Origin of the sequence: Herbaspirillum rhizosphaerae (assembly GCF_001189965.1) — a bacterium.
Lineage (GTDB): Bacteria > Pseudomonadota > Gammaproteobacteria > Burkholderiales > Burkholderiaceae_D > Herbaspirillum > Herbaspirillum rhizosphaerae.
On record NZ_LFLU01000002.1, the window covers coordinates 172,997 to 192,264 of the forward strand.

The following is a 19,268-nucleotide window of genomic DNA, read 5'->3' on the forward strand; positions in this document are numbered from 1 at the left end:
TTGATAGAGCCGAGAATTATGTCAGATTCTGGTAGAACTCAATCTGGCTTTCGCTCAGGGTGCGCATGTCTTCATTGTTGATATAGCCGCTATACCACTGCGCCGTGAGTTCCAGCGCGGTGTAGAGCTCCATCTTGGGAATCCAGTCCAGGCGCTGGCGCGCCTTGGAAATGTCCAGGCGCAGGAAGGCCGCCTCGTGCGGCGCATTGGCCTGGCTTTCCAGTCGTACTTCGACCGGCGTCACGTCGTTCTTTTGCAACGAATGGTTGAAGGTCGCGCACAACTGGCTGACGGTTTGCAGATCGGTGTCGGCCGGGCCGAAATTCCAGCCTTCGGCGAACTGCTGCCCGGACTCGAACAGGCGCTGGGCGACGGACAGGTATCCCGACAGCGGCTCCAGCACGAATTGCCATGGACGAATGGCGTGCGGATTGCGGATGCTGACGGCTTCTTCTTTTTCCAGCGCGCGGATGAAGTCGGGGATCAGGCGGTCATTGGCAAAATCGCCGCCGCCGATGACGTTGCCGGCGCGCACGCTGGCAATCGCTGCCTGCGATTCTTTGCCGTGCTGGAAATACGAGCGGCGATACGCCGAGGTCACCAGTTCGGCGGCGCCCTTGCTGCTGCTGTACGGGTCATGGCCGCCCATCGGATCGTCTTCGCGATAGCCCCACAGCCATTCGCGGTTTTCATAGCATTTGTCGCTGGTCACGACGATGACCGAGCGCACGCTCGGGGTCTGGCGCACGGCTTCGAGCACATGCGCGGTGCCCATGACATTGATGGCGAAAGTATCGATCGGCGAGTTATACGAGTCGCGCACCAGCGGCTGCGCCGCCAGGTGAAACACGATGTCCGGCTGGACTGCCGCCATGGTTTCGCTCAGATGCTTCAGGTCGCGCACGTCGCCGGTGGTGGTTTGCACGCAATTCTGGATGCGAGCCAGATGGAACAGGCTCGGATTGGTCGGCGCCGGCAGCGAATAGCCGTAGACCTTGGCGCCCCAGCGGTGCAGCCATAAGGTCAGCCAGCTTCCCTTGAAGCCGGTGTGACCGGTAATGAAGACGCGCTTGTCGCGCCAGAATTGTGCTGCCATCAAACTTCCTCATGCACGAAATAAGCAGTGTCGGGCATGTGCAGAGGTGTGGATGCTATCCATCACGGCGGAGGAAGTCCTGAATATCGGGCTTCCTTTTCTGAGGTTTGCTACCTCAGCCCCCTGCGGCTGTCGCGACTTTCTTGATTTGATTGATATCGTCGTCCGGGTGCGTATTTCAAAAATGACGCGAATTACGTATCCGACGAGCAAATTAAATCATGATGCTCAGTCGCTTCAAGCGATGATCAGGAGGGTATTTGGCATCTAATCCGTACGACTATCGGCTTTGTAAATTTTATTTACACGTGCCGCCGGAAAAAAGCACGCAGGCGCTGCCTGCGCGGATTTGCGCAGCATTCTCAATCTGCGGGATGCAGCGAGATGACATTCTGCGCAGTAGGGTTGCTCGTGGAGCAAGGATCTTCGTCGAAGGCGATATCGCCGTCCGCATTGGCCACGCCGGTCGCTTTCAGATTGGCGAAATCAAACAGATTCCTGTCCATCAGATGCGATGGCGCCACGGTCGACAGCGAGGCAAAGATATTGTCCACCCGGCCTGGAAACTTCTTTTCCCATTCGCGCATCAAGCCCTTGATCTGCTTGCGTTGCAGGTTTTCCTGGCTGCCGCACAGGTCACAGGGAATGATGGGGAATTCTTTGACTTCCGCGTAACGGGTGAGGTCGGCTTCTTTCACATACGCCAGCGGGCGGATGACGATTTGCTTGCCGTCGTCGGACTGCAGTTTGGGCGGCATGCCTTTGAGTTTTCCGCCGAAAAACATGTTCAGGAAGAAGGTTTCCAGGATGTCGTCGCGATGATGCCCCAGGGCAATTTTTGTCGCGCCGAGTTCTGTTGCAACGCGGTAGAGAATGCCGCGGCGCAGGCGTGAGCATAACGCGCAGGTGGTCTTGCCCTCCGGCACCACGCGCTTGACGATGCTGTAGGTGTCCTGGTTTTCGATGTGATACGCCACGCCCAGTTTTTCCAGATAAGCCGGCAGCACATCGGCCGGAAAATTCGGCTGCTTCTGATCGAGATTGACCGCGACGATGTCGAAGTGAATCGGCGCACGCTCGCGCAGGGTCAGCAGGATGTCGAGCAGGGCGTAGCTGTCCTTGCCGCCGGACAGGCACACCATGATCTTGTCGCCGTCTTCGATCATGTTGTAGTCGCCGATGGCCTGGCCGGTCAGGCGGCACAGGCGCTTGTGCAGCTTGTTGTTTTCGTAGGCGATTTTCTCGGCCTGTTTCAGATCTGGGATCATAGAGGGCCCGGTTCGGTATTGGTGTAAAGACGGATGTTATGGCGGACTGCCGTACGGATGACCGATTGCGTCATCATGGCGATATCTTGCACCCAGAACAATTGCTCGGCAGGATTTCCCAGAATGGCGTTGTCGGCCATGGCTGTAGACCAGATGGAAACTATTTTTTCGCCGTCGATTTCAGCATATTCGAAATTGGTTTCATAGCCGACCTTGGCGGCGCCGCCGAAGGTAAAGCGGAAAATCCTGGCCAATTCATCGACCTGCTGCTCCGAGTCGACTTTCACAAAGTAGATTGTGCTCAGGCGCTTGACGTTGATGCCGACCCAAAAGCGCATCTGGAACTGCTCCATGAAGATGTGATAGTTGGCGCCATAGATATCTTTGCGACCGCCATGTATGCCATCTTCCCGTTTGAGAACATTGACGTTGACCGTTTGACCCCGCTTGATCTGAGGGATCTCAATCTTGGATAGCGACTCAAGAACTTGTTTTTCCAGAAACTCGTCAGTTTTATCATGCAAGCGCTTGGTGCTTAACTGGCGCTCGGCGAACAGAACAAACAGAACCACGGCAAAACCGCCGGCCGCAGTTTGAGCAATGGACAGAACCGCCGTAATTTCTTCGCGATGTTCTGGCCAAAACAGAAAACTGATTGCGGTGATGCAAGCTGCAGTTGCCAGCAGGGCAAGGATGGCCATGATGCCGAATCGTGCCCATTTTGGCAGGTAGACAACCTGTTTCGCATCCAGATATTTCGGTTTTTGTTCTTCTTCGCTCATGCGTTGTCGTCCCTGAATTTGAATACCTCGATACCGGCGCATTCGCAATCCGGGTAGACCTCGCGTTTCTCGGTGGAAACACGCGCTGCAACGACCAGCGGGTGGGTAAAGCACAAGTCGACAATGGCGTCGCACAGCGTTTCTTGCAGATTGATATGGCCGCGCTCGATGATTTTCTGGATGCCGGGGCGCACGAAGTCGTGATTGACGACCTCATCGATGTGGTCTCTTGTCGGCGAGGTTTGCGCAAGCGGCACCCAGAATTCGATATTTACCAGCACATATTGGTGCTTGTTTTGTTCGTGGGCATAAATGCCGATATGCATATCCAGACGATAGTTGCGGATGAATACGCGGCGGCATTTTGCTAATTTTGGATGAAGAAAAAACATTAATCCCTCTTAATAAAACTAAAGTCTCGCGACATCGGCATCAGGTGCTGACCGGCGTCGACCAGAATGGTGGATCCCGTCAAGGCCCGGTTCTTCACTGCGAACAGGACCGCGTCGGCAACTTCTTCCGGGCGACTTGACTCACCTAGCGGAGACAGCGAGTGTGTTGCAGCGAATTGTTCGTCGGATTGCATATGGCTGATCATGGTCAATCCCAGGGCAACGCCGACGACACGGACTTTCGGAGCGAAGGCCTGCGCAAGAAGTGTTGTTGCACTATGAAGAGCGGCCTTCGACAAGGTGTAGGAAAGAAAATCAGGATTGGGATTGTACAGCTTTTGGTCCAGCAGATTAATGACGACCGAGCAGGCGCCGACTGGTGTGGCAGCGTGCAGCGCCCGTGCCAACAGCAAAGGCGCTGCCAGATTGGTATGCATATGCGCATCCAGCTTTTGCCATGAGAAATCGCTCGCGACGTCGTGCTCAAACAGGGCGGCGCTGTTGATCACGCAACTGACCGGGCCCAGTGCGCTTGCATTGGTAAACAGTCCCTGTACGGCTTGCTCGTCCATGAGATCGCACTGAACGGCGATCGCACGCCGGCCCCTATGATGAATTTCTGCGACGACTTCTTGCGCCTCGCGCTCTGAGCGGCCGTAGTGTACGGCGATATCCCAGCCGTCGTCAGCCAGCGCAAGTGCGATCGTTCGGCCAATACGTTTGGCCGCGCCGGTAACCAGCGCAATTTTTTGTGGATGTTGTTTCATAAAAGTGATTATGTCTGAAGATGAGGCAGGGTTTGCCTTGCATGGGAAGGAGGCAGCAAGCTGCCGCCGTATTCAAATACAATACTGCCCATGCAACTGCAATTACCCGAACCATCCACCGACGCGCTTGCCGCTTCCCGTTCCCTCCAGCACCTGATCGCCGACGAAATCCGGCGCAGCGATGGCTGGATTTCGTTTGCTCGCTACATGGAGCTGGTGTTGTACGCGCCCGGGCTGGGTTATTACAGCGGCGGCGCGACGAAATTGGGCAAAGAGGGGGATTTTACAACCGCACCGGAAATTTCGCCGCTTTTCGGCGCAACTTTGGCGCATTTGGCGACAGAATTGTTCGATCAGACCGATGCCGCCATCATGGAGTTCGGCGCCGGCACCGGCAAACTGGCGTTCGACATCCTGAGCGAATTGCGCGATGCAGGCCGTCTGCCGACCCACTATTTCATCGTCGAGATTTCGACGCAGTTGCGCGCGCGACAACAAGAGACGCTGCGCGACTTCCCGCAGGTGCGCTGGCTCGACAGCCTGCCGCCATCGTTTTCCGGTGTGGTGATCGGCAATGAAGTGCTCGACGCCATGCCGGTGCAACTGGTCGTCCGCGGCGAGCAGGCGTGGCTGGAACGCGGCGTGGCGCTGGATGCGGCCGGCGCCTTTGCCTATGTCGACCGCCCTTGCGACGGCAGCCTGGTGGCGCAGATCCCGGACGCCGAAGAGCTGGCCGTGGGCTATCTGACGGAAGTGCATCCCATCGCGGTTGGCTTCATGCAATCGCTGGGCACGATGTTGCAAAACGGAAAGGGCGCCGCCTTGCTGTTCGACTACGGTTTCCCGGCGCATGAATATTATCTCCATGAGCGCGGCCAGGGCACGCTGATGTGCCATTACCGTCATCACTCCCATTCCGACCCCTTCTATTTGCCGGGTCTGCAGGATGTGACCGCGCACGTCGACTTCACTGCGATGGCAAAGGCCGCCATCGACGGCGGCCTGGATGTGTTCGGCTACACGAGCCAGGCCGCTTTCCTGCTTGGCGCCGGCATCGGCGACTTGTTGCTGCGCACGTCGCCGGAACAGAGCCGGGCGTATCTGCCGCAATCCAATGCCGTGCAAAAACTGATTTCGCCGGCCGAGATGGGCGAGTTGTTCAAGGTGCTGGCGGTGGGAAAAAATGTCGACTGGCCGGCGCGTCTGCATGCACACGACCGCACGCATCGTCTATAACCAAAGAAGCACAACAACAAAAGAGTCCGCACATGATTCGCTGGGTCGTCGTTATCTTCCTCGCCGTGATTGTTTTCTCCAGTCTGCTGCCATGGCTGGAAAAGCTCGGCATCGGCCGTCTCCCCGGCGACTTGCGTTTCAAGCTGTTCGGGCGCGTGTTTTCGCTGCCGTTTGCATCGACTATCCTGATTTCGCTGGTGGTGTTTTTGCTGGCGCGCTTCCTCTAGGACAAGAACATGCGCATCCTGCTGGTCGAAGATGATCTGATGGTGGGCGAAGCGGTGCGCAAGGGTTTGCGCCAGGACGGTTTCGCCATCGACTGGGTGCAGGACGGCAAGGCCGCCGAACTGGCCCTGGAGCAGGAAGAATATGCGCTGGTGCTGCTCGATCTCGGGCTGCCGCAAAAGAACGGCCTGGCGGTGCTGCAGGCCCTGCGCGCCGACGGCAACAGCATCCCGGTCCTGGTCACCACCGCGCGCGACGCCGTGGCCGATCGCGTCGCCGGGCTGGACGCCGGCGCCGACGACTATCTGATCAAACCTTACGACCTGGAAGAACTTTCCGCCCGCATGCGTGCCTTACTGCGCAGGCAGTCGGGCCGCGTCGACAGCCTGATCCAGGTGCGTGAGGTGACGCTGAATCCGGCCACGCATGAAGTATTCCTGCAAGGCCAGCCGGTGAATCTGTCGGTACGCGAGTTTGCGTTGCTGCGCGCTTTTCTGGATCGTCCGGGCGTCGTCTTGTCGCGTGCGCAGCTGGAAGAGAAACTGTACGGCTGGGAAGACAGCATCGACAGCAACGCCGTCGAAGTGCACATCCACGCCTTGCGCAAGAAGCTCGGCAGCGACTTCATCAAGAACGTGCGCGGCATCGGCTATCTGGTGCCTAAATAAATCCATCAAACAATGAATTCGATTCGACGACAATTGTTGCTGTGGCTTGCAGTCGGTCTGAGCGGCGGCATTCTGCTAGCCGGCATCGTGCTGTACTTCCAGGCGCGCGATGAGGCTAACGACATCTTCGATTACCAGATGCGCCAGATCGCCGCATCGCTGCCGCGCCAGGCTTTCGCGCCGATCACGCCGGGGCAGGATTTGCCCGGTCTCGACGATGAAATCATGATGCAGATCTGGGACAGCACCGGCACCGTCATCTATCACTCGCACTCGCGCAGCGTCATGCCGCAACAGGCCGAACTCGGCTTTATCGACGTGCCCGGGCCGGGCGGCATGTGGCGCGTCTACAGTGCGCAGATCGGCAACACCGTGGTGCAGGTGTCGCAGCCGCAAAGCGCACGCAAGGAGATCGCCGCGCAGATGGCGGTGAAGACGGTGATGCCCTTGCTGCTGCTGTTTCCTTTCCTCGGCGCGCTGATCTGGGTGGCGGTCGGACACGGCCTGGCGCCGGTGCGGCGCGCGGCGGCCGATGTGCAGTTGCGCGACATGAATACGCTGACGCCGATTGCCGACCAGAGCCTGCCGCAGGAAATCCGCCCGCTCACACAGGCATTCAACGACTTGCTGGACCGTCTGCAGCAAGCCATGCAGGCGCAACGCGCTTTCGTCGCCGACGCCGCGCATGAGCTGCGTACGCCGTTGACGGCCCTGCGTTTGCAGGCGCAACTGGCCGAACGCGCCGATAACGACGAAGAGCGCCGTGCCGCTTTCGCCGATCTGAAAAACGGTCTGGAGCGCGCCACGCATCTGGTGCATCAGCTGCTCACGCTGGCGCGGCAGGAGCCGGGCGTGCAGGAGCATGCGCCGGTCGATGTGGCGGCGTTGCTGCGCAGCGTGGTGCTGGATCTGTCGCCCCTGGCGGAGCACAAGAACGTTGATCTTGGCATCACGGAAGAAGCTGCCGGCAGCGTTTCCGGCAATGCCGATGCCTTGCGCATCCTGTTCAGCAACCTGTTGTCGAATGCGGTGCAATACAGCCCGTCCGGCGGCACCGTGGATGTCGGCATGCAGGTGCAGGGCGAGCAGCTGACGGTCACGATTCAGGACAGCGGACCGGGGATTCCGGAGAAGGATCTGGCGCGCGTCTTCGATCGCTTCTATCGCGCCGACAACGTCCAGTCGACGGTGCTCGGCAGCGGGCTCGGACTTGCCATCGTCAGGCAGATCGCCGATTTGCACGATGCCGCGGTATCGCTGCGCAACACTGCCAAGGGCCTGCAGGCGCAGGTCAGCCTGCGCTTCAGCTAGCTTTTCTGTAACAGATTGTTTCCTTAAGTCTGCCTTAATTTTCGCGATTTACGATGCATTCCATCGGGTGAGAGGTCACCCATTCTGCAAGGAGTGCTTCCATGAATCGCCGTACCGTCTTTGTTCGCAATACGCTCGCCGTCATGCTGGCCGCTATCGTCGGCGGCAGTTATGTGTACTTCCGCGGCGCCGACCTTCCTGCCGCACAAGCCTCCAACCTACCGGTGCAGGCGGCAGCGCCGCTGGCGGCGGCAACGTCTTCGCTGGCCACGCCGACCGACTTCTCCGGCATCGTTGAACGCGCCGGTCCTGCGGTGGTGAACATCAGCGTCACCGGCAAGGCCAAGCCCAGCGCGGATCAGGCCGCCGACGTCGATCCCAACGATCCGTTCTACGAATTCTTCAAACGCTTCGGACCACAATTCCAGCAGCAGCCACGCGGCCCGCAAATCATGCGCGGCCTGGGTTCGGGTTTCATCATCAATTCGGATGGCCTGATCCTGACCAATGCCCACGTGGTCGACGGTGCGCAGGAAGTGACGGTCAAGCTGACCGATCGCCGCGAGTTCAAGGCCAAGGTGCTGGGCGTGGACAAGCAAAGCGACATCGCCGTGATCCGCATCGCGGCCAAGGACTTGCCGACGGTGCAGATCGGTAATCCGGCGCTGATGAAGGTCGGCGAGCCGGTGCTGGCGATCGGCTCGCCTTACGGCTTCGACAACACGGCGACCGCCGGCATCGTCAGCGCCAAATCGCGCAGTCTGCCGGACGACAACTACGTGCCGTTCATCCAGACCGACGTTGCAGTCAACCCCGGCAATTCGGGCGGGCCGCTGTTCAATCTGAAAGGGCAAGTGGTCGGCATCAATTCGCAGATCTACAGCCAGACCGGCGGCTACCAGGGTTTGTCGTTCTCGATTCCCATCGACGTGGCGATGAAGGTCGAACAGCAACTGGTTCAGCACGGCAAGGTGACACGCGGCCGTCTCGGTGTGTCGGTGCAGGAAGTGAATCAGGCGCTGGCGGAGTCGTTCGGGATGAAGAAGTCCGAAGGCGCGCTGGTGAGTTCGGTGGAGAAGGGTAGCCCCGCCGAGAAGGCCGGCGTGCTGCCGGGCGACGTGATCCTGCGCTTCAACAGCCAGCCTATCGATCACTCGGTCGACTTGCCGACCTTGGTCGCCGACACGGCTCCCGGCACGACGCAAAAGATGGACGTCATGCGCAACGGCTCGATCAAATCGCTGAGTGTGGTGGTGGGCGAGATGAAGGTGGCGAAGGACGCCATCGGCAAGAACGGCGCCGAGCAGCAAGGTCGTCTGGGGTTGGCGGTGCGTCCGCTGGACAAGGATGAGCAACAGCAGATCGGCGTGCACGGCGGACTGGTGGTGGAAGACGTCAACGGCCCCGCGGCGATTGCCGGCATCCAGAGCGGCGACGTGATTCTGTCGCTCAACGGTAATGCAGTGACCAGCGTCGAGCAGTTGCGCAGTCTGGTGAGCAAGGCCGGCAAGAGTGTGGCCTTGCTGGTGGAACGCGGCGACGACAAGATCTTCGTGCCGGTGTATCTGAATTAAGCGGTGTTTCTCGTGGTGTTGTAGGTAGGTGCAGCAAGCAAGTGCAGTGAAGCAAGTGTAGTAGGCAAGAGCAGTAAGTAAGAGCAGTAAATAAGTGAAGTGGGCAGGACGGCCGGACAGATGTTTTGTCCGGCCTTTTTACATCTCAATCCCAGCGATGCTTGTCGCCGCTGGCAATGGCGTCCTTGTCGCTGGCGAACATGGCTTCCAGTTCTTCGCGCGCCTGTACCGCCATCGACACCAGCTGCTGCTGGTCCTTGTAGTGCGGATACAGCTTGTTGAGCGTTTCGATATTGTGGGCGCGGAATTTCATCGCCGCACGATGCGCGCGGTAGGCGCCGAAGTCGAGCTGGCGCAGCACCTGGCGACCCATTTGCAAGGCGCTTTCGAAGGTTTCGCGTTCCAGCACGGTGACGCCACGATCCATCAGGTCGTACAGATGGGTGACGTTGCGTGCGCGTGCGGCGATCTTCAGATGCGGGAAGGCGCGTTGCACTGCTTCCACCAGTTTCAGGCTGGCGGGCGCATCGTCGATGGCGATCAACAGCAAGCGCGCCTTATCGGCGCCGGCAGTACGCAGCAGGTCGATGCGGGTGGCGTCGCCGTAGAACACCTTGAAGCCGAATTTGCGCAGCGATTCGATCTGATCCGGATCGTGATCGAGTATCGTCAGGCCGATGCCGTTGGCGTGCAACAGACGGCCGACGATCTGGCCGAAGCGGCCGAAGCCGGCGATGATCACGGGGTTGTCTTGCGGCTCGATCTCGTCTTCGGCGCGCTTTCCTTTGGCCAGCAGTCGCGGCAGCAGTACGCGGTCGTGCAGCAGGAGCAGCAAGGGCGTGATCACCATCGACAGCGCCACGACCACCACCAGAATCGACGAGACGCGCGGCGTCAGCACCTGCGCCGTGGCGGCGGCGCCGAACACCACAAACGCAAATTCACCGCCTTGCGACAACAGGAAGGAGAAAAACACCTGCTGGTCGCGCGGGATGCGAAAAGCCTTGGCCAGGCCGAACAGCACCGCAATCTTGATGACCAGAAAACCGGCGACGAGGCCGAGGATCAGCCATGGTTGTTCAAGAAAAATGCCGAAGTCGACCGACATGCCGACGGCAATGAAAAACAGCCCGAGCAACAGGCCCTTGAACGGTTCCAGATCGCTCTCCAGTGCGTGGCGATATTCGGAATCGGCCAGCAGCACGCCGGCCAGGAAGGTGCCGAGCGCCATCGACATGCCGACCGATTGCATCAGCAGGCAAGTGGCGATCACCAGCAGCAGCGCGAAGGCGGTGAAGATTTCGCGCATGTCGGTCTTGGCGATGATGCGCAGGATGGGGCGGATCAGGAAACGGCCGCCGAAGATCAGCAGCGCGATCACGGCAACCACTTGTCCGGTGTGCAGCCAGCCTTGTCCGCTGCCCTGGGCCACGGCCACGCCGAGCAACGGCACCGCCGCCATCATCGGGATCGCGGCGATATCCTGGAACAGCAAGATCGCAAAGCCGGCCGAGCCCGCCGGTGTGGCGGTCAGCTTGCGCTCGCCCAGCGTCGCGAGGGCGATCGCGGTGGACGACAGCGACATGCCGAGCGCGCCGATCAGCGCCACGCGCCAGTCGATGCCGCAGGCCAGCGCTGCGCCGAACAGCGCCAGGCTGACCAGCGCGACTTGCGCGCCGCCCCAGCCGAAGATGCGCTGGCGCAGCGACCACAGGCGTTTCGGATCGAGCTCCAGCCCGATCAGGAACAACAGCAACACCACGCCGAATTCGGAAAAATGCAGGATGTCTTCGACCTGGCTGATCAGGCCCAGGCCCCAGGGGCCGATGGCGATGCCGGCCAGCAGATAGCCGAGCACGGCGCCCAGCCCCAGCTTCTTGGCAATCGGCACGGCGATGACTGCCGCCAGCAGGTAGATCAGCGGATTGAGCAGGTGTTGTTCCATGGTGTCGTCGTGTCGTTGATCTTGATCGGGGTTTTATTACGGCGCGTCGGCGGCAGGCCAGTCGGGATAACTGTCGAGCCGGGCGCGATAGTTGGCGGCGTGCATGAGCAGCGCTTCCTTGCTCAGATGGTGGGCGCCGTACAGGATGTTCGGTGTCTGCCAGCGCATGCCGCACAGGCGTGCGGTCTGCTGGTAAGGCGGCAGGAAATCGCTGAAGGGATGGCCATGGCGACCGCCGGCCTGGTAGGCGTCGGCGTCGCCGCCGGTGGTTGCGACCAGCCAGAAATCTTTGCCGTGCAAGGCATCGCCGCCGGGACCGAAAGCCCATCCGCGTTGCAGCACCAGATCGATCCATTCCTTTTGCAGCGCCGGCATGCTGTACCAGTGGATCGGGTGGTGCAGCACCACCAGGTCGGCTTCATGCAACTGCGCCTGTTCGTACTCGACATCGATGTGGAAGTCGGGATAGCACTCGTACAAATCATGGACGCGCACTTGCGGCAGGCTGCGCGCCGCTTCGATCATGGTGCGGTTGGTGTGGGAGTGGTCACCGCCCGGGTGTGCGTAGAGGATAAGAATGCGTGAAGTGGTCATGTAGGAGCATGCCTGAAGATGAAAGAAGTCAGGAGAGATTGGAACATATATTGCTAATCTGCTGTCTGGATTAAACGGGGGCAATCGCAGCAGCAATGAAAATCCGCTGCGTCAGCCCCACGTTATGCTTCATCAAGCAGGCATCGCCAAGATGCCCAAATTCAAATCAATGCGCTTATACTTTGCCAATCCTGTTCGCGGGTGTTGTACTTGGTTACCGCCATTGATTTCAACTCTACATAGCCGCCATGTCCGATATTAGCGATTCCGAAGCCCATCAGTCGAGTTCTCCGCCACCGCCGCGTCAGGGCGCGGCACAGTCCGGTGCACAGTCAACGCCGCAGGCAGCGCAACAGGCCGGCGCGCAACCGGGGCAACAGCAAGCTCCCCAGTCGCCGCCACCGCATTACCCGTCATTCTCGCCGCCGCCTCTGGAAACGCCCTGGGCGCAAACCTGGAAGCTGCTGGCCGCGCGTTTCAAGGCGATGTCGGACAAGGCCGGCCGTCGCATCATGCAGCGCACGCTCAAGATCGGCATCTCGGCGCGCATCTTCCATCCGGAAACCGGCGCCAAGGGTTTGCGCGGCAAGACCTTGCAATATCTTGAAGAATCCATCGCCCAGTGGGTCATGTCGCGCGACGTGCTGGTGTTCATGATCCCGACCGTCAATACCAACGGCCTGGTCCACCCCAGCAATATCCGTTTGCGCGATTACGCCAAGCATCTGGACGGGCTGGTGCTGCAAGGCGGCGCCGACGTCTCGCCGCAAAGCTATGCGGAGGCGGCCACCCGGCCCGAATGGAACGGCGATCGCGTGCGCGACATGTACGAGCTCGAGCTGCTGCATGAATTTATCGAGGCCGGCAAGCCGGTGCTGGGCATCTGCCGCGGTTGCCAGCTGATCAACGTCGCCTTCGGCGGCACGCTGTATCAGGATATTGCGACCGACGTGCCGACCGCGATTGCGCACGTCAATGATTTGTACGACAGCAACTACCATGAGCTGAGCTTTCCGGCGGGCTCCACGCTGGCGTCGCTGGTGAATACGCAAAGCGCCGTGGTCAATTCCATCCACCATCAGGCGGTCAAGGATCTGGGACGCGATCTGTCGGTGGAAGCCGTCTCGGGCAACGACAACATCGTCGAAGCGATCCGTTATCGCAAGGCGCCGTTTGTCATGGGTTTGCAGTGGCATCCGGAGTTCCACCGCGCCGGCGGCCCCGAATTGCTGGATTGCATGCCCATCCTCGACAGTTTCCTGCGCACGGCGCGCGAAACGCGCTTCTGAGATTGGCAGAAATGAACGTTTTGGCCGGTTGAGAAACTTATATAGAGAGAAGCTATCAAAAAGGGCCTGCGTTGCCGAGTTTGAGCGGTGCGCGAGTGAAATCGCAATCCGGACGGCGCGCAATGTCGTCAACGTAGTCGTACCGGCGTTATTGTTCCGTAACGCCATGCTCTGGATGATGCTGTAAATTGGCCGTCAAGCTGGCCGCAGGCACCGTTATTACCCGCAGGAGCACTTAATAAAAGGAGAATTCCCCATGACAAAATCCGCCTACAAAACAGTGAGAAACGATATGAAAACTCTGGTCAAAGATGCGCAAGAACTGTTCCGCGAAGCCGCTTCCGCCACCGGCGACAAGGCCGATGAGCTGCGCAGCAAGGGGTTGACCATGCTGGAGGCTGCGGTTGAAGCCGCCCAGAACGCCCAGGCCGTGGCCATCGAAAAAGGCAAGGAAGTTGCTGCCCGCACCGACGACTACGTCCACGAAAACCCATGGCGCGCCGTGGCGATTTCGGCCGGCGTCGGTCTGCTGGTCGGTCTGGTCATCGGCCGCAGCAAATAAGCGCCGCACGCACCGGGACCGACATGGAGCACAAACAAGAGCAGGCTCAACCCGCCAACCCCGGCCTGACGGCCGGGTTGCTGGGCATCGCCAGGAATCTTCTTGGTCTGATTATCAACCGTATCGAACTGGCTTCTCTGGAGCTGTCCGGGATCGGCGGCAATCTGATCAAGTTCCTGACGCTGTTCACGCTCGCGGCAATCGCGTTGTGGTTTGCGGTGGCGTTCTGGACGGTGCTGGCGGTTTACCTTGCCTGGGATTCCTGGGGCTGGAAGGTGCTCATCGCATTCGGCATCTTCTTCTCTCTGGTGACCGCCGCGATCGTCTGGTACGCCTATGCCATTTTGCGCCAGGGGAAATTGTCCCTGCCTGCAACCATGGCCGAGCTGCGTAAAGACCGCGACGCCTTGCTATAAAGGGAAATCATGGCGCATACCGATTGGAAACCCGACGTTCCTCTGGACGAACGCAAGCGCAGGTTGCTTGCCGAGGGGGCGTTGTTTCGCATCGGCATCCTGGAAAGCCGCAGTATCGTGCGCGCCAACCTGAATGCCGAATCGCTGGCCAAAGGCGCTGTCAGTCGTATCGTCGGCGCAGTGTCTTCAACCTTCACCGGCGCGTTTTCCGGCAAGGGCGGCGGCAACCTGCAATCCTTGTCGCCGCTGCTGATCGGCGGCATTTCGCTGATCTCGAAGCGCTATCTGCGCAAGCCGCTTTTGTACGGCGCCGTCATCAGCGCCGGCGCGGCGTTTGCGTACTATCTGACGCGCAGGCAAGACCGTGCGCAAAGCGGGGAAGATACTTCCGACAATCCGGAAGCTTCCACGCCGGACGGCGAATAAACATCTCAAATGTAAGCATCTCAAATAACGCAGGGCCCGGCGGCAGACACCCATGTTTGCCGCCATCAAAGCAAAGAAGAAAGAAGGAATCACTATGCGTAAATTGACTATTGGTGCATTGGCGCTGGCCTTGGCGGCGACCGGCTGCGCCGACATGTCCGCGACCCAGCGTGGCACGGCGACCGGCGCCGGCGTGGGCGCGGGTATCGGCGGCATTCTCGGTGCGGCAACGGGTGGCGGCGGTGGCGGGCGTACCGCTGCAGGCGCTGCGATCGGCGCCGGTCTTGGTGCGGTGATCGGGAACGTCTGGTCGACACGCATGGAAAATCAGAAGCGCGCCATGGAGCAGGCTACCCAAGGCACCGGCGTGCAAGTCACGCAGACTCAGGACAATCGTCTGAAGCTGGAAATCCCCAGCGATATCTCTTTCAACACCGGCCGTGCCGACATCCAGCCGAACTTCCGCGCCGTGCTGGATAAGTTTGCCGCCACCTTGAATGAAAATCCTGCAACCAACGTGACGATCATCGGCCACACCGACAGCACCGGCAGCGATGCCATCAACAATCCGCTGTCGATGGAGCGCGCCGCCCGCACACGTGACTACCTGACTGCGCGCGGCGTGTCGCCGGGACGTTTCAATATTGACGGTCGTGGTTCGCATGAGCCGCTGGTAGCCAATACCACCGAAGCCAACCGCGCCCGGAATCGCCGCGTGGAGATTTTCGTCGCGGAGCCGCAACAGCGTTGATCGGATTTGATTGCCGATTGAGTCGTCAAGACGATTTCGGTAACCGGTGACGGCAATAAAAAAGCCCCGCATTGCGGGGCTTTTTACTAGCTGTCGACGCCGGGATCAGCGCGATGTGATCGCGCCAGATGAGGGCAATCGACTTATTTCTTTGGTTCTGCGGCTAGCGCTGCCGGGGCTGCAGCATCGGCTGCCGGAGCAGCAGCGCCTGCAGCCGGAGCGGCGGGAGCCGGAGTCGCCGGTTCCTTGAACTGGGCGCCGGACTGATTGGCCATGTACACCACGGTGCGGGCGATTTCGACGTCATCCAGGTCGGGATTGCCGCCCTTGGCCGGCATGGCGTTGAGACCGTTGAGCGCATGCGACAAGAGCTTTTCGTAACCTTCGCTGATGCGTGCCTTCCAGGCTGCCGGATCGCCGACTTTCGGCGCACCCGCAACACCTGCTGCGTGGCAGGCGGCACACGTGGATTTGAATACTTCTTCGCCGCTCAGCAACTGCTTGGGAGCGTTGGCATCGCGGAAGGTGAAGCCGTCGTCGGCGACCGGCTTGATGCGCGCGGCGACCATTTCAGGCGTCTGACTGGCCGAGCCGGCGCCGGTCTTTTGAGCGTTTGTGACGTATTGCACCAGGAGTACGATGCAGATGATGGGGACTAAAAAACCGGCCAATACAGCGGCAATCAGTTGTTTTGGCGTCTTGATTGCGGATTCGTGCTCTTGATGTGCGTCGCTCATGTTTCGTTCCCTCAGTGCAATATTCTTCGAAAGCGTTATCCTGATTTTGTGCTGCAAATCAGTGTCTATTACTGTTTAGAGAAGCGTTGTCTCGCCCAACCTTTGATTATAGACACAATGTAATTCGTTGGGAACGGAAAATAGTTGCTATGCGTGGACGCGCCAAGGGAAAAACTGTATCCTTCATCCCTCTTCGACGTTCACGTCCGATGCGGCTGTAGCTCAGTGGATAGAGTATTGGCCTCCGAAGCCAAGGGTCGTGGGTTCGATCCCCGCCAGCCGCGCCAACCTGATGTGTTGCGATTCCAATAATAATAGTCTCATCTGTATTTGCTTATCGTTTTTCCTGCCGAATGATCGCGTTTTTGTCAGTCGGGTGTCAGATTATTCGGTGATCTTCGTAGTCGTCCGCATTACCTTGCAGGTAATCGCGATTTGCCCAATTTTGCCCCATTATGCAGCTGTGTGTTAAAGCTCACATCTGACATGCAACTTGACGATATAACGCCTTGATCGTGCGTTAAAAGTTTGACGAATCCGGACGCAAGCAATTATAATCGCCGGGCTTCTAAACCGCCGTCTGCTCATAATGAGTGCGGCTTGCACGATATTGGATATATATGCTGCGCATCATCCTTCTGCAGCTTGTGGCCATGGTCGTCGCTGCATGTACAGCTGGTTTGTTGGGCGGCGTATCTGCGTTATGGTCGGCATTGCTGGGGGGGATCTGCTGCTTTGTCCCCAACGGCCTGTTCGCCCTGCGTCTCTATACAAGTGCTCGCAAGCCTGGTGGGGCTAACCCGATGACGTTTTTGTTCGGGGAATTTATCAAGATTGCTACGACTCTTGCGCTCATGGGCGCAGTTGTTTGGTTGTATCGCGATGTGAATTGGCTCGCATTTGTGCTGAGCTTCATCGTGGTGCTTAAAAGTTACTTAATTTTACTGTTTAGACATCGACCATGACCGCAGCCGATCACGCGCCCACAGCTTCAGAATACATCGTCCACCATCTCGGACACTTCTCTTCGCAACACCAAAGCAAGATCGTCGATTTCTCGATCATCAACGTGGACACCATCTTCTGGTCGGTGTTCTGCGGCGTGGTCGGTTGCCTGCTGATGTATGTGGCTGCGCGCAAGGCGACTTCGGGTGTGCCGGGCCGCTTCCAGGCTTTCGTCGAAATGGTTGTCGAAATGGTTGAGGACCAATCCAAGGCCATCGTGCACGGCGACCGTACTTTCATCGCGCCGCTCGCATTGACCGTGTTCGTCTGGGTTGCGCTGATGAACTCGCTGGACTTTCTGCCTGTCGACCTGGTGTCGGGCATCATGCGTCTGGCCGGCATGGAAGAAATCCATCACCGCATCGTTCCTACCGCCGACCTGAATGGTACGCTGGGCATCGCTCTGGGCGTGCTGGCGCTGATGCTGTATTACAGTGTCAAGATCAAGGGTGCAGGCGGCTTTATCCATGAATTGTTTGCTGCGCCGTTCGGCATCTGGCTGGCGCCTTTCAATCTGCTTCTGAATATTATTGAATTTGCTGCAAAGACCGTGTCGCTGGGCATGCGGTTGTTCGGCAACATGTATGCGGGTGAGCTGTTGTTCTTGCTGATCGCATTGCTGGGTTCGGCTGCTACGGCGTTCGGCTTTGTCGGCCACGTCATCGCAGGTTCGATCTGGGCAATTTTCCACATCCTGATCGTGTTGCTGCAAGCATTCATTTTCATGATGTTGACACTGGTTTACCTCGGCCAGGCGCATGAGGCGCACTAACAAGGCTGCTGTACGGTTTTAGCTTTTTGGTTTGTTTTTGATTTTTGTATTAACTTTTAACTTTCTAAGGAATTGTCATGACTGATGTCTCTTTCGTTGCTTTGGCTTGCGGTTTGATCATTGGCCTGGGTGCTATCGGTGCTTGTATCGGTATCGCTATCATGGGCGGTAAGTACCTCGAAGCATCTGCACGTCAGCCAGAACTGATGAACACACTGCAAACCAAGATGTTCCTGCTGGCCGGTCTGATCGACGCTGCGTTCCTGATCGGTGTTGGTATCGCCATGTTGTTCGCATTTGCAAATCCGTTCATCGCGAAGTAATTCGGGCGGCATAGCCGATTCTCACTTTTGCCGGATTGCTTGATTCGGCACACGATATTCTGAGAAGGAAATTACCGTGAACTTAAATGCAACATTGTTTGCGCAGTTCGTGGTCTTCTTCATCCTCGCCGGCTTTACGATGAAATTCGTTTGGCCGCCGTTGATCAAGGCGCTCGACGAGCGCGCGAAGAAGATTGCGGACGGCTTGGCTGCTGCTGACCGCGGCAAGGCTGACCTGGCTGCCGCTGAAAAGCGCGTTCAGGCAGAGCTGGCAACAGCACGCGACGAAGGCCAGAAACGTATCGGTGACGCTGAAAAGCGTGCTCAGCTGATTATTGAAGAAGCAAAGAAGACCGCTTCCGAAGAAGCAGCGCGCATCATCGCCAATGCTAAGGCGGATGCAGAGCAGCAAGTGACCAAAGCGCGTGAAGGCTTGCGTGGCGAAGTTGCGACCCTCGCGGTCAAAGGCGCCGAGCAGATCCTCAAGCGTGAAGTCAATGCAGCGGCGCATGCCGAATTGCTGAACCAACTGAAAACAGAGCTGTAATATGGCCGAACTCGCAACGATTGCTCGCCCTTATGCAGAAGCCCTGTTCCGCGTGGCCAAAGCCGGCAGTCTGTCGGCTTGGGCTGATCTCGTTTCCGAGATGGCGCAAGCTGCAGCGCATCCTGACGTGAAAGCCATTGCGCAAAACCCGGCACTGTCGGATGCGCAGATTGCTTCCACGTTTGCGTCCGTTCTGAAAACACCATTGAGCGTCGAAGCGAACAACTTCGTCGGCGCACTGGTGGCGAACGGACGTCTGACGCTGTTGCCTGAAATCGCCACACAATTCCATACGCTGAAAAACGCACAGGAAGGCGCCGCTGATGCAGAAATCACCAGCGCGTTTGAATTGTCCGATGCGCAGTTGAAGGATGTGGTCGCCACGCTGGAAAAGAAATTCGGTCGCAAGCTGACGCCAACCGTCAAGGTGGACAATGCTTTGATCGGCGGGGTGCGCGTAGTGGTCGGTGACGAAGTATTCGATACCTCGGTGCGCGCGAAGCTGCAACAGTTACATGTTGCTTTGGCTGCGTAATTAATTGCCAGGGCCTTGGCGTAACAGCCTAAGCGATAGAAAATTTT

At 58.6% G+C, this 19,268-nt stretch carries 23 protein-coding genes and 1 tRNA gene; 16 read left to right on the forward strand and 8 right to left on the reverse strand.

Features of this window, described 5'->3' with window-relative positions; genetic code table 11:
* Nucleotides 1-16 precede the first annotated feature (16 nt).
* The 5 genes from rfbG to AKL25_RS03565 all read right to left on the reverse strand — a co-directional run bounded on the left by rfbG (nt 17) and on the right by AKL25_RS03565 (nt 4,305).
* Entirely contained in the window at nt 17-1,096 is a 1,080-nt protein-coding gene (gene rfbG / locus AKL25_RS03540; protein WP_050476271.1) for a CDP-glucose 4,6-dehydratase, read from the reverse strand.
* 362 nt (nt 1,097-1,458) lie between these two features.
* Nucleotides 1,459-2,364 carry a tRNA 2-thiocytidine(32) synthetase TtcA gene (gene ttcA, locus AKL25_RS03550; RefSeq protein WP_050476273.1) on the reverse strand — a complete coding sequence of 302 codons (906 nt, stop codon included), beginning with the start codon at nt 2,362-2,364 and terminating at the stop codon, nt 1,459-1,461.
* Complete coding sequence (locus AKL25_RS03555) at nt 2,361-3,146, reverse strand: hypothetical protein (protein ID WP_050476274.1); 786 nt, start codon at nt 3,144-3,146, stop codon at nt 2,361-2,363. Before AKL25_RS03555 ends, ttcA begins: the two co-directional genes overlap by 4 nt.
* Entirely contained in the window at nt 3,143-3,538 is a 396-nt protein-coding gene (locus AKL25_RS03560; RefSeq protein WP_050476275.1) for a dihydroneopterin aldolase, read from the reverse strand. Before AKL25_RS03560 ends, AKL25_RS03555 begins: the two co-directional genes overlap by 4 nt.
* On the reverse strand, nt 3,538-4,305 hold the full coding sequence (locus AKL25_RS03565) for an SDR family oxidoreductase (RefSeq protein WP_050476276.1): 768 nt from the start codon (nt 4,303-4,305) through the stop codon (nt 3,538-3,540). Before AKL25_RS03565 ends, AKL25_RS03560 begins: the two co-directional genes overlap by 1 nt.
* A 90-nt stretch (nt 4,306-4,395) precedes the next feature.
* Between AKL25_RS03565 and AKL25_RS03570 the strand changes: the two genes are divergently transcribed.
* The 5 genes from AKL25_RS03570 (at nt 4,396) to AKL25_RS03590 (ending at nt 9,319) form a co-directional block, all read left to right on the forward strand.
* On the forward strand, nt 4,396-5,541 hold the full coding sequence (locus AKL25_RS03570) for a class I SAM-dependent methyltransferase (protein WP_050476277.1): 1,146 nt from the start codon (nt 4,396-4,398) through the stop codon (nt 5,539-5,541).
* A gap of 32 nt (nt 5,542-5,573) precedes the next feature.
* Nucleotides 5,574-5,768 carry a DUF2905 domain-containing protein gene (locus tag AKL25_RS03575; RefSeq protein ID WP_007883080.1) on the forward strand — a complete coding sequence of 65 codons (195 nt, stop codon included), beginning with the start codon at nt 5,574-5,576 and terminating at the stop codon, nt 5,766-5,768.
* Between the two features lie 9 nt (nt 5,769-5,777).
* Nucleotides 5,778-6,434: a response regulator gene (locus tag AKL25_RS03580; RefSeq protein ID WP_050476278.1), complete on the forward strand. Its 657-nt coding sequence runs from the start codon at nt 5,778-5,780 to the stop codon at nt 6,432-6,434.
* Nucleotides 6,435-6,446: 12 nt separating this feature from the next.
* The gene (locus AKL25_RS03585) at nt 6,447-7,745 is read left to right on the forward strand and encodes an ATP-binding protein (RefSeq protein ID WP_050476279.1); all 1,299 of its coding nucleotides are present in this window, start codon (nt 6,447-6,449) and stop codon (nt 7,743-7,745) included.
* 101 nt (nt 7,746-7,846) lie between these two features.
* A complete protein-coding gene (locus tag AKL25_RS03590) occupies nt 7,847-9,319 on the forward strand; it encodes a DegQ family serine endoprotease (RefSeq protein ID WP_050476280.1) in 1,473 nt (490 codons plus the stop codon).
* A gap of 145 nt (nt 9,320-9,464) precedes the next feature.
* Here AKL25_RS03590 and kefC read toward each other — a convergent pair whose 3' ends face one another.
* Nucleotides 9,465-11,264: a glutathione-regulated potassium-efflux system protein KefC gene (kefC, locus tag AKL25_RS03595; protein ID WP_050476281.1), complete on the reverse strand. Its 1,800-nt coding sequence runs from the start codon at nt 11,262-11,264 to the stop codon at nt 9,465-9,467.
* Nucleotides 11,265-11,300: 36 nt separating this feature from the next.
* Nucleotides 11,301-11,858: a glutathione-regulated potassium-efflux system oxidoreductase KefF gene (kefF, locus tag AKL25_RS03600; RefSeq protein ID WP_050476282.1), complete on the reverse strand. Its 558-nt coding sequence runs from the start codon at nt 11,856-11,858 to the stop codon at nt 11,301-11,303.
* Between the two features lie 248 nt (nt 11,859-12,106).
* Here kefF and AKL25_RS03605 point away from each other — a divergent pair, with 248 nt between their 5' ends.
* The 5 genes from AKL25_RS03605 (at nt 12,107) to AKL25_RS03625 (ending at nt 15,302) form a co-directional block, all read left to right on the forward strand.
* Nucleotides 12,107-13,147 carry a gamma-glutamyl-gamma-aminobutyrate hydrolase family protein gene (locus AKL25_RS03605; protein WP_050476283.1) on the forward strand — a complete coding sequence of 347 codons (1,041 nt, stop codon included), beginning with the start codon at nt 12,107-12,109 and terminating at the stop codon, nt 13,145-13,147.
* Between the two features lie 256 nt (nt 13,148-13,403).
* Nucleotides 13,404-13,709, forward strand: coding sequence for an ElaB/YgaM/YqjD family protein (locus tag AKL25_RS03610; RefSeq protein WP_007883091.1), 306 nt, complete (start codon nt 13,404-13,406; stop codon nt 13,707-13,709).
* 23 nt (nt 13,710-13,732) lie between these two features.
* Entirely contained in the window at nt 13,733-14,125 is a 393-nt protein-coding gene (locus AKL25_RS03615; protein WP_050476284.1) for a phage holin family protein, read from the forward strand.
* A 9-nt stretch (nt 14,126-14,134) separates the two neighbouring features.
* Complete coding sequence (locus AKL25_RS03620) at nt 14,135-14,551, forward strand: hypothetical protein (RefSeq protein ID WP_050476285.1); 417 nt, start codon at nt 14,135-14,137, stop codon at nt 14,549-14,551.
* Between the two features lie 94 nt (nt 14,552-14,645).
* Nucleotides 14,646-15,302, forward strand: coding sequence for a YiaD family glycine zipper/OmpA-like lipoprotein (locus AKL25_RS03625; RefSeq protein WP_050476611.1), 657 nt, complete (start codon nt 14,646-14,648; stop codon nt 15,300-15,302).
* 143 nt (nt 15,303-15,445) lie between these two features.
* Here AKL25_RS03625 and AKL25_RS03630 read toward each other — a convergent pair whose 3' ends face one another.
* On the reverse strand, nt 15,446-16,039 hold the full coding sequence (locus AKL25_RS03630) for a c-type cytochrome (RefSeq protein WP_050476286.1): 594 nt from the start codon (nt 16,037-16,039) through the stop codon (nt 15,446-15,448).
* 211 nt (nt 16,040-16,250) lie between these two features.
* Between AKL25_RS03630 and AKL25_RS03635 the strand changes: the two genes are divergently transcribed.
* The 6 genes from AKL25_RS03635 (at nt 16,251) to AKL25_RS03660 (ending at nt 19,221) form a co-directional block, all read left to right on the forward strand.
* Nucleotides 16,251-16,326, forward strand: a tRNA-Arg gene (locus tag AKL25_RS03635).
* A gap of 333 nt (nt 16,327-16,659) precedes the next feature.
* Nucleotides 16,660-17,004, forward strand: coding sequence for an ATP synthase subunit I (locus AKL25_RS03640; protein ID WP_050476287.1), 345 nt, complete (start codon nt 16,660-16,662; stop codon nt 17,002-17,004).
* A complete protein-coding gene (gene atpB / locus AKL25_RS03645; protein WP_050476288.1) occupies nt 17,001-17,816 on the forward strand; it encodes a F0F1 ATP synthase subunit A in 816 nt (271 codons plus the stop codon). The genes AKL25_RS03640 and atpB overlap by 4 nt, the downstream gene beginning before the upstream one ends.
* Nucleotides 17,817-17,893: 77 nt before the next feature.
* Entirely contained in the window at nt 17,894-18,139 is a 246-nt protein-coding gene (gene atpE / locus AKL25_RS03650; RefSeq protein ID WP_006461334.1) for a F0F1 ATP synthase subunit C, read from the forward strand.
* Between the two features lie 76 nt (nt 18,140-18,215).
* Nucleotides 18,216-18,686, forward strand: coding sequence for a F0F1 ATP synthase subunit B (locus AKL25_RS03655; RefSeq protein ID WP_007883107.1), 471 nt, complete (start codon nt 18,216-18,218; stop codon nt 18,684-18,686).
* A gap of 1 nt (nt 18,687) precedes the next feature.
* Entirely contained in the window at nt 18,688-19,221 is a 534-nt protein-coding gene (locus AKL25_RS03660; RefSeq protein ID WP_050476289.1) for a F0F1 ATP synthase subunit delta, read from the forward strand.
* Nucleotides 19,222-19,268: the final 47 nt, after the last annotated feature.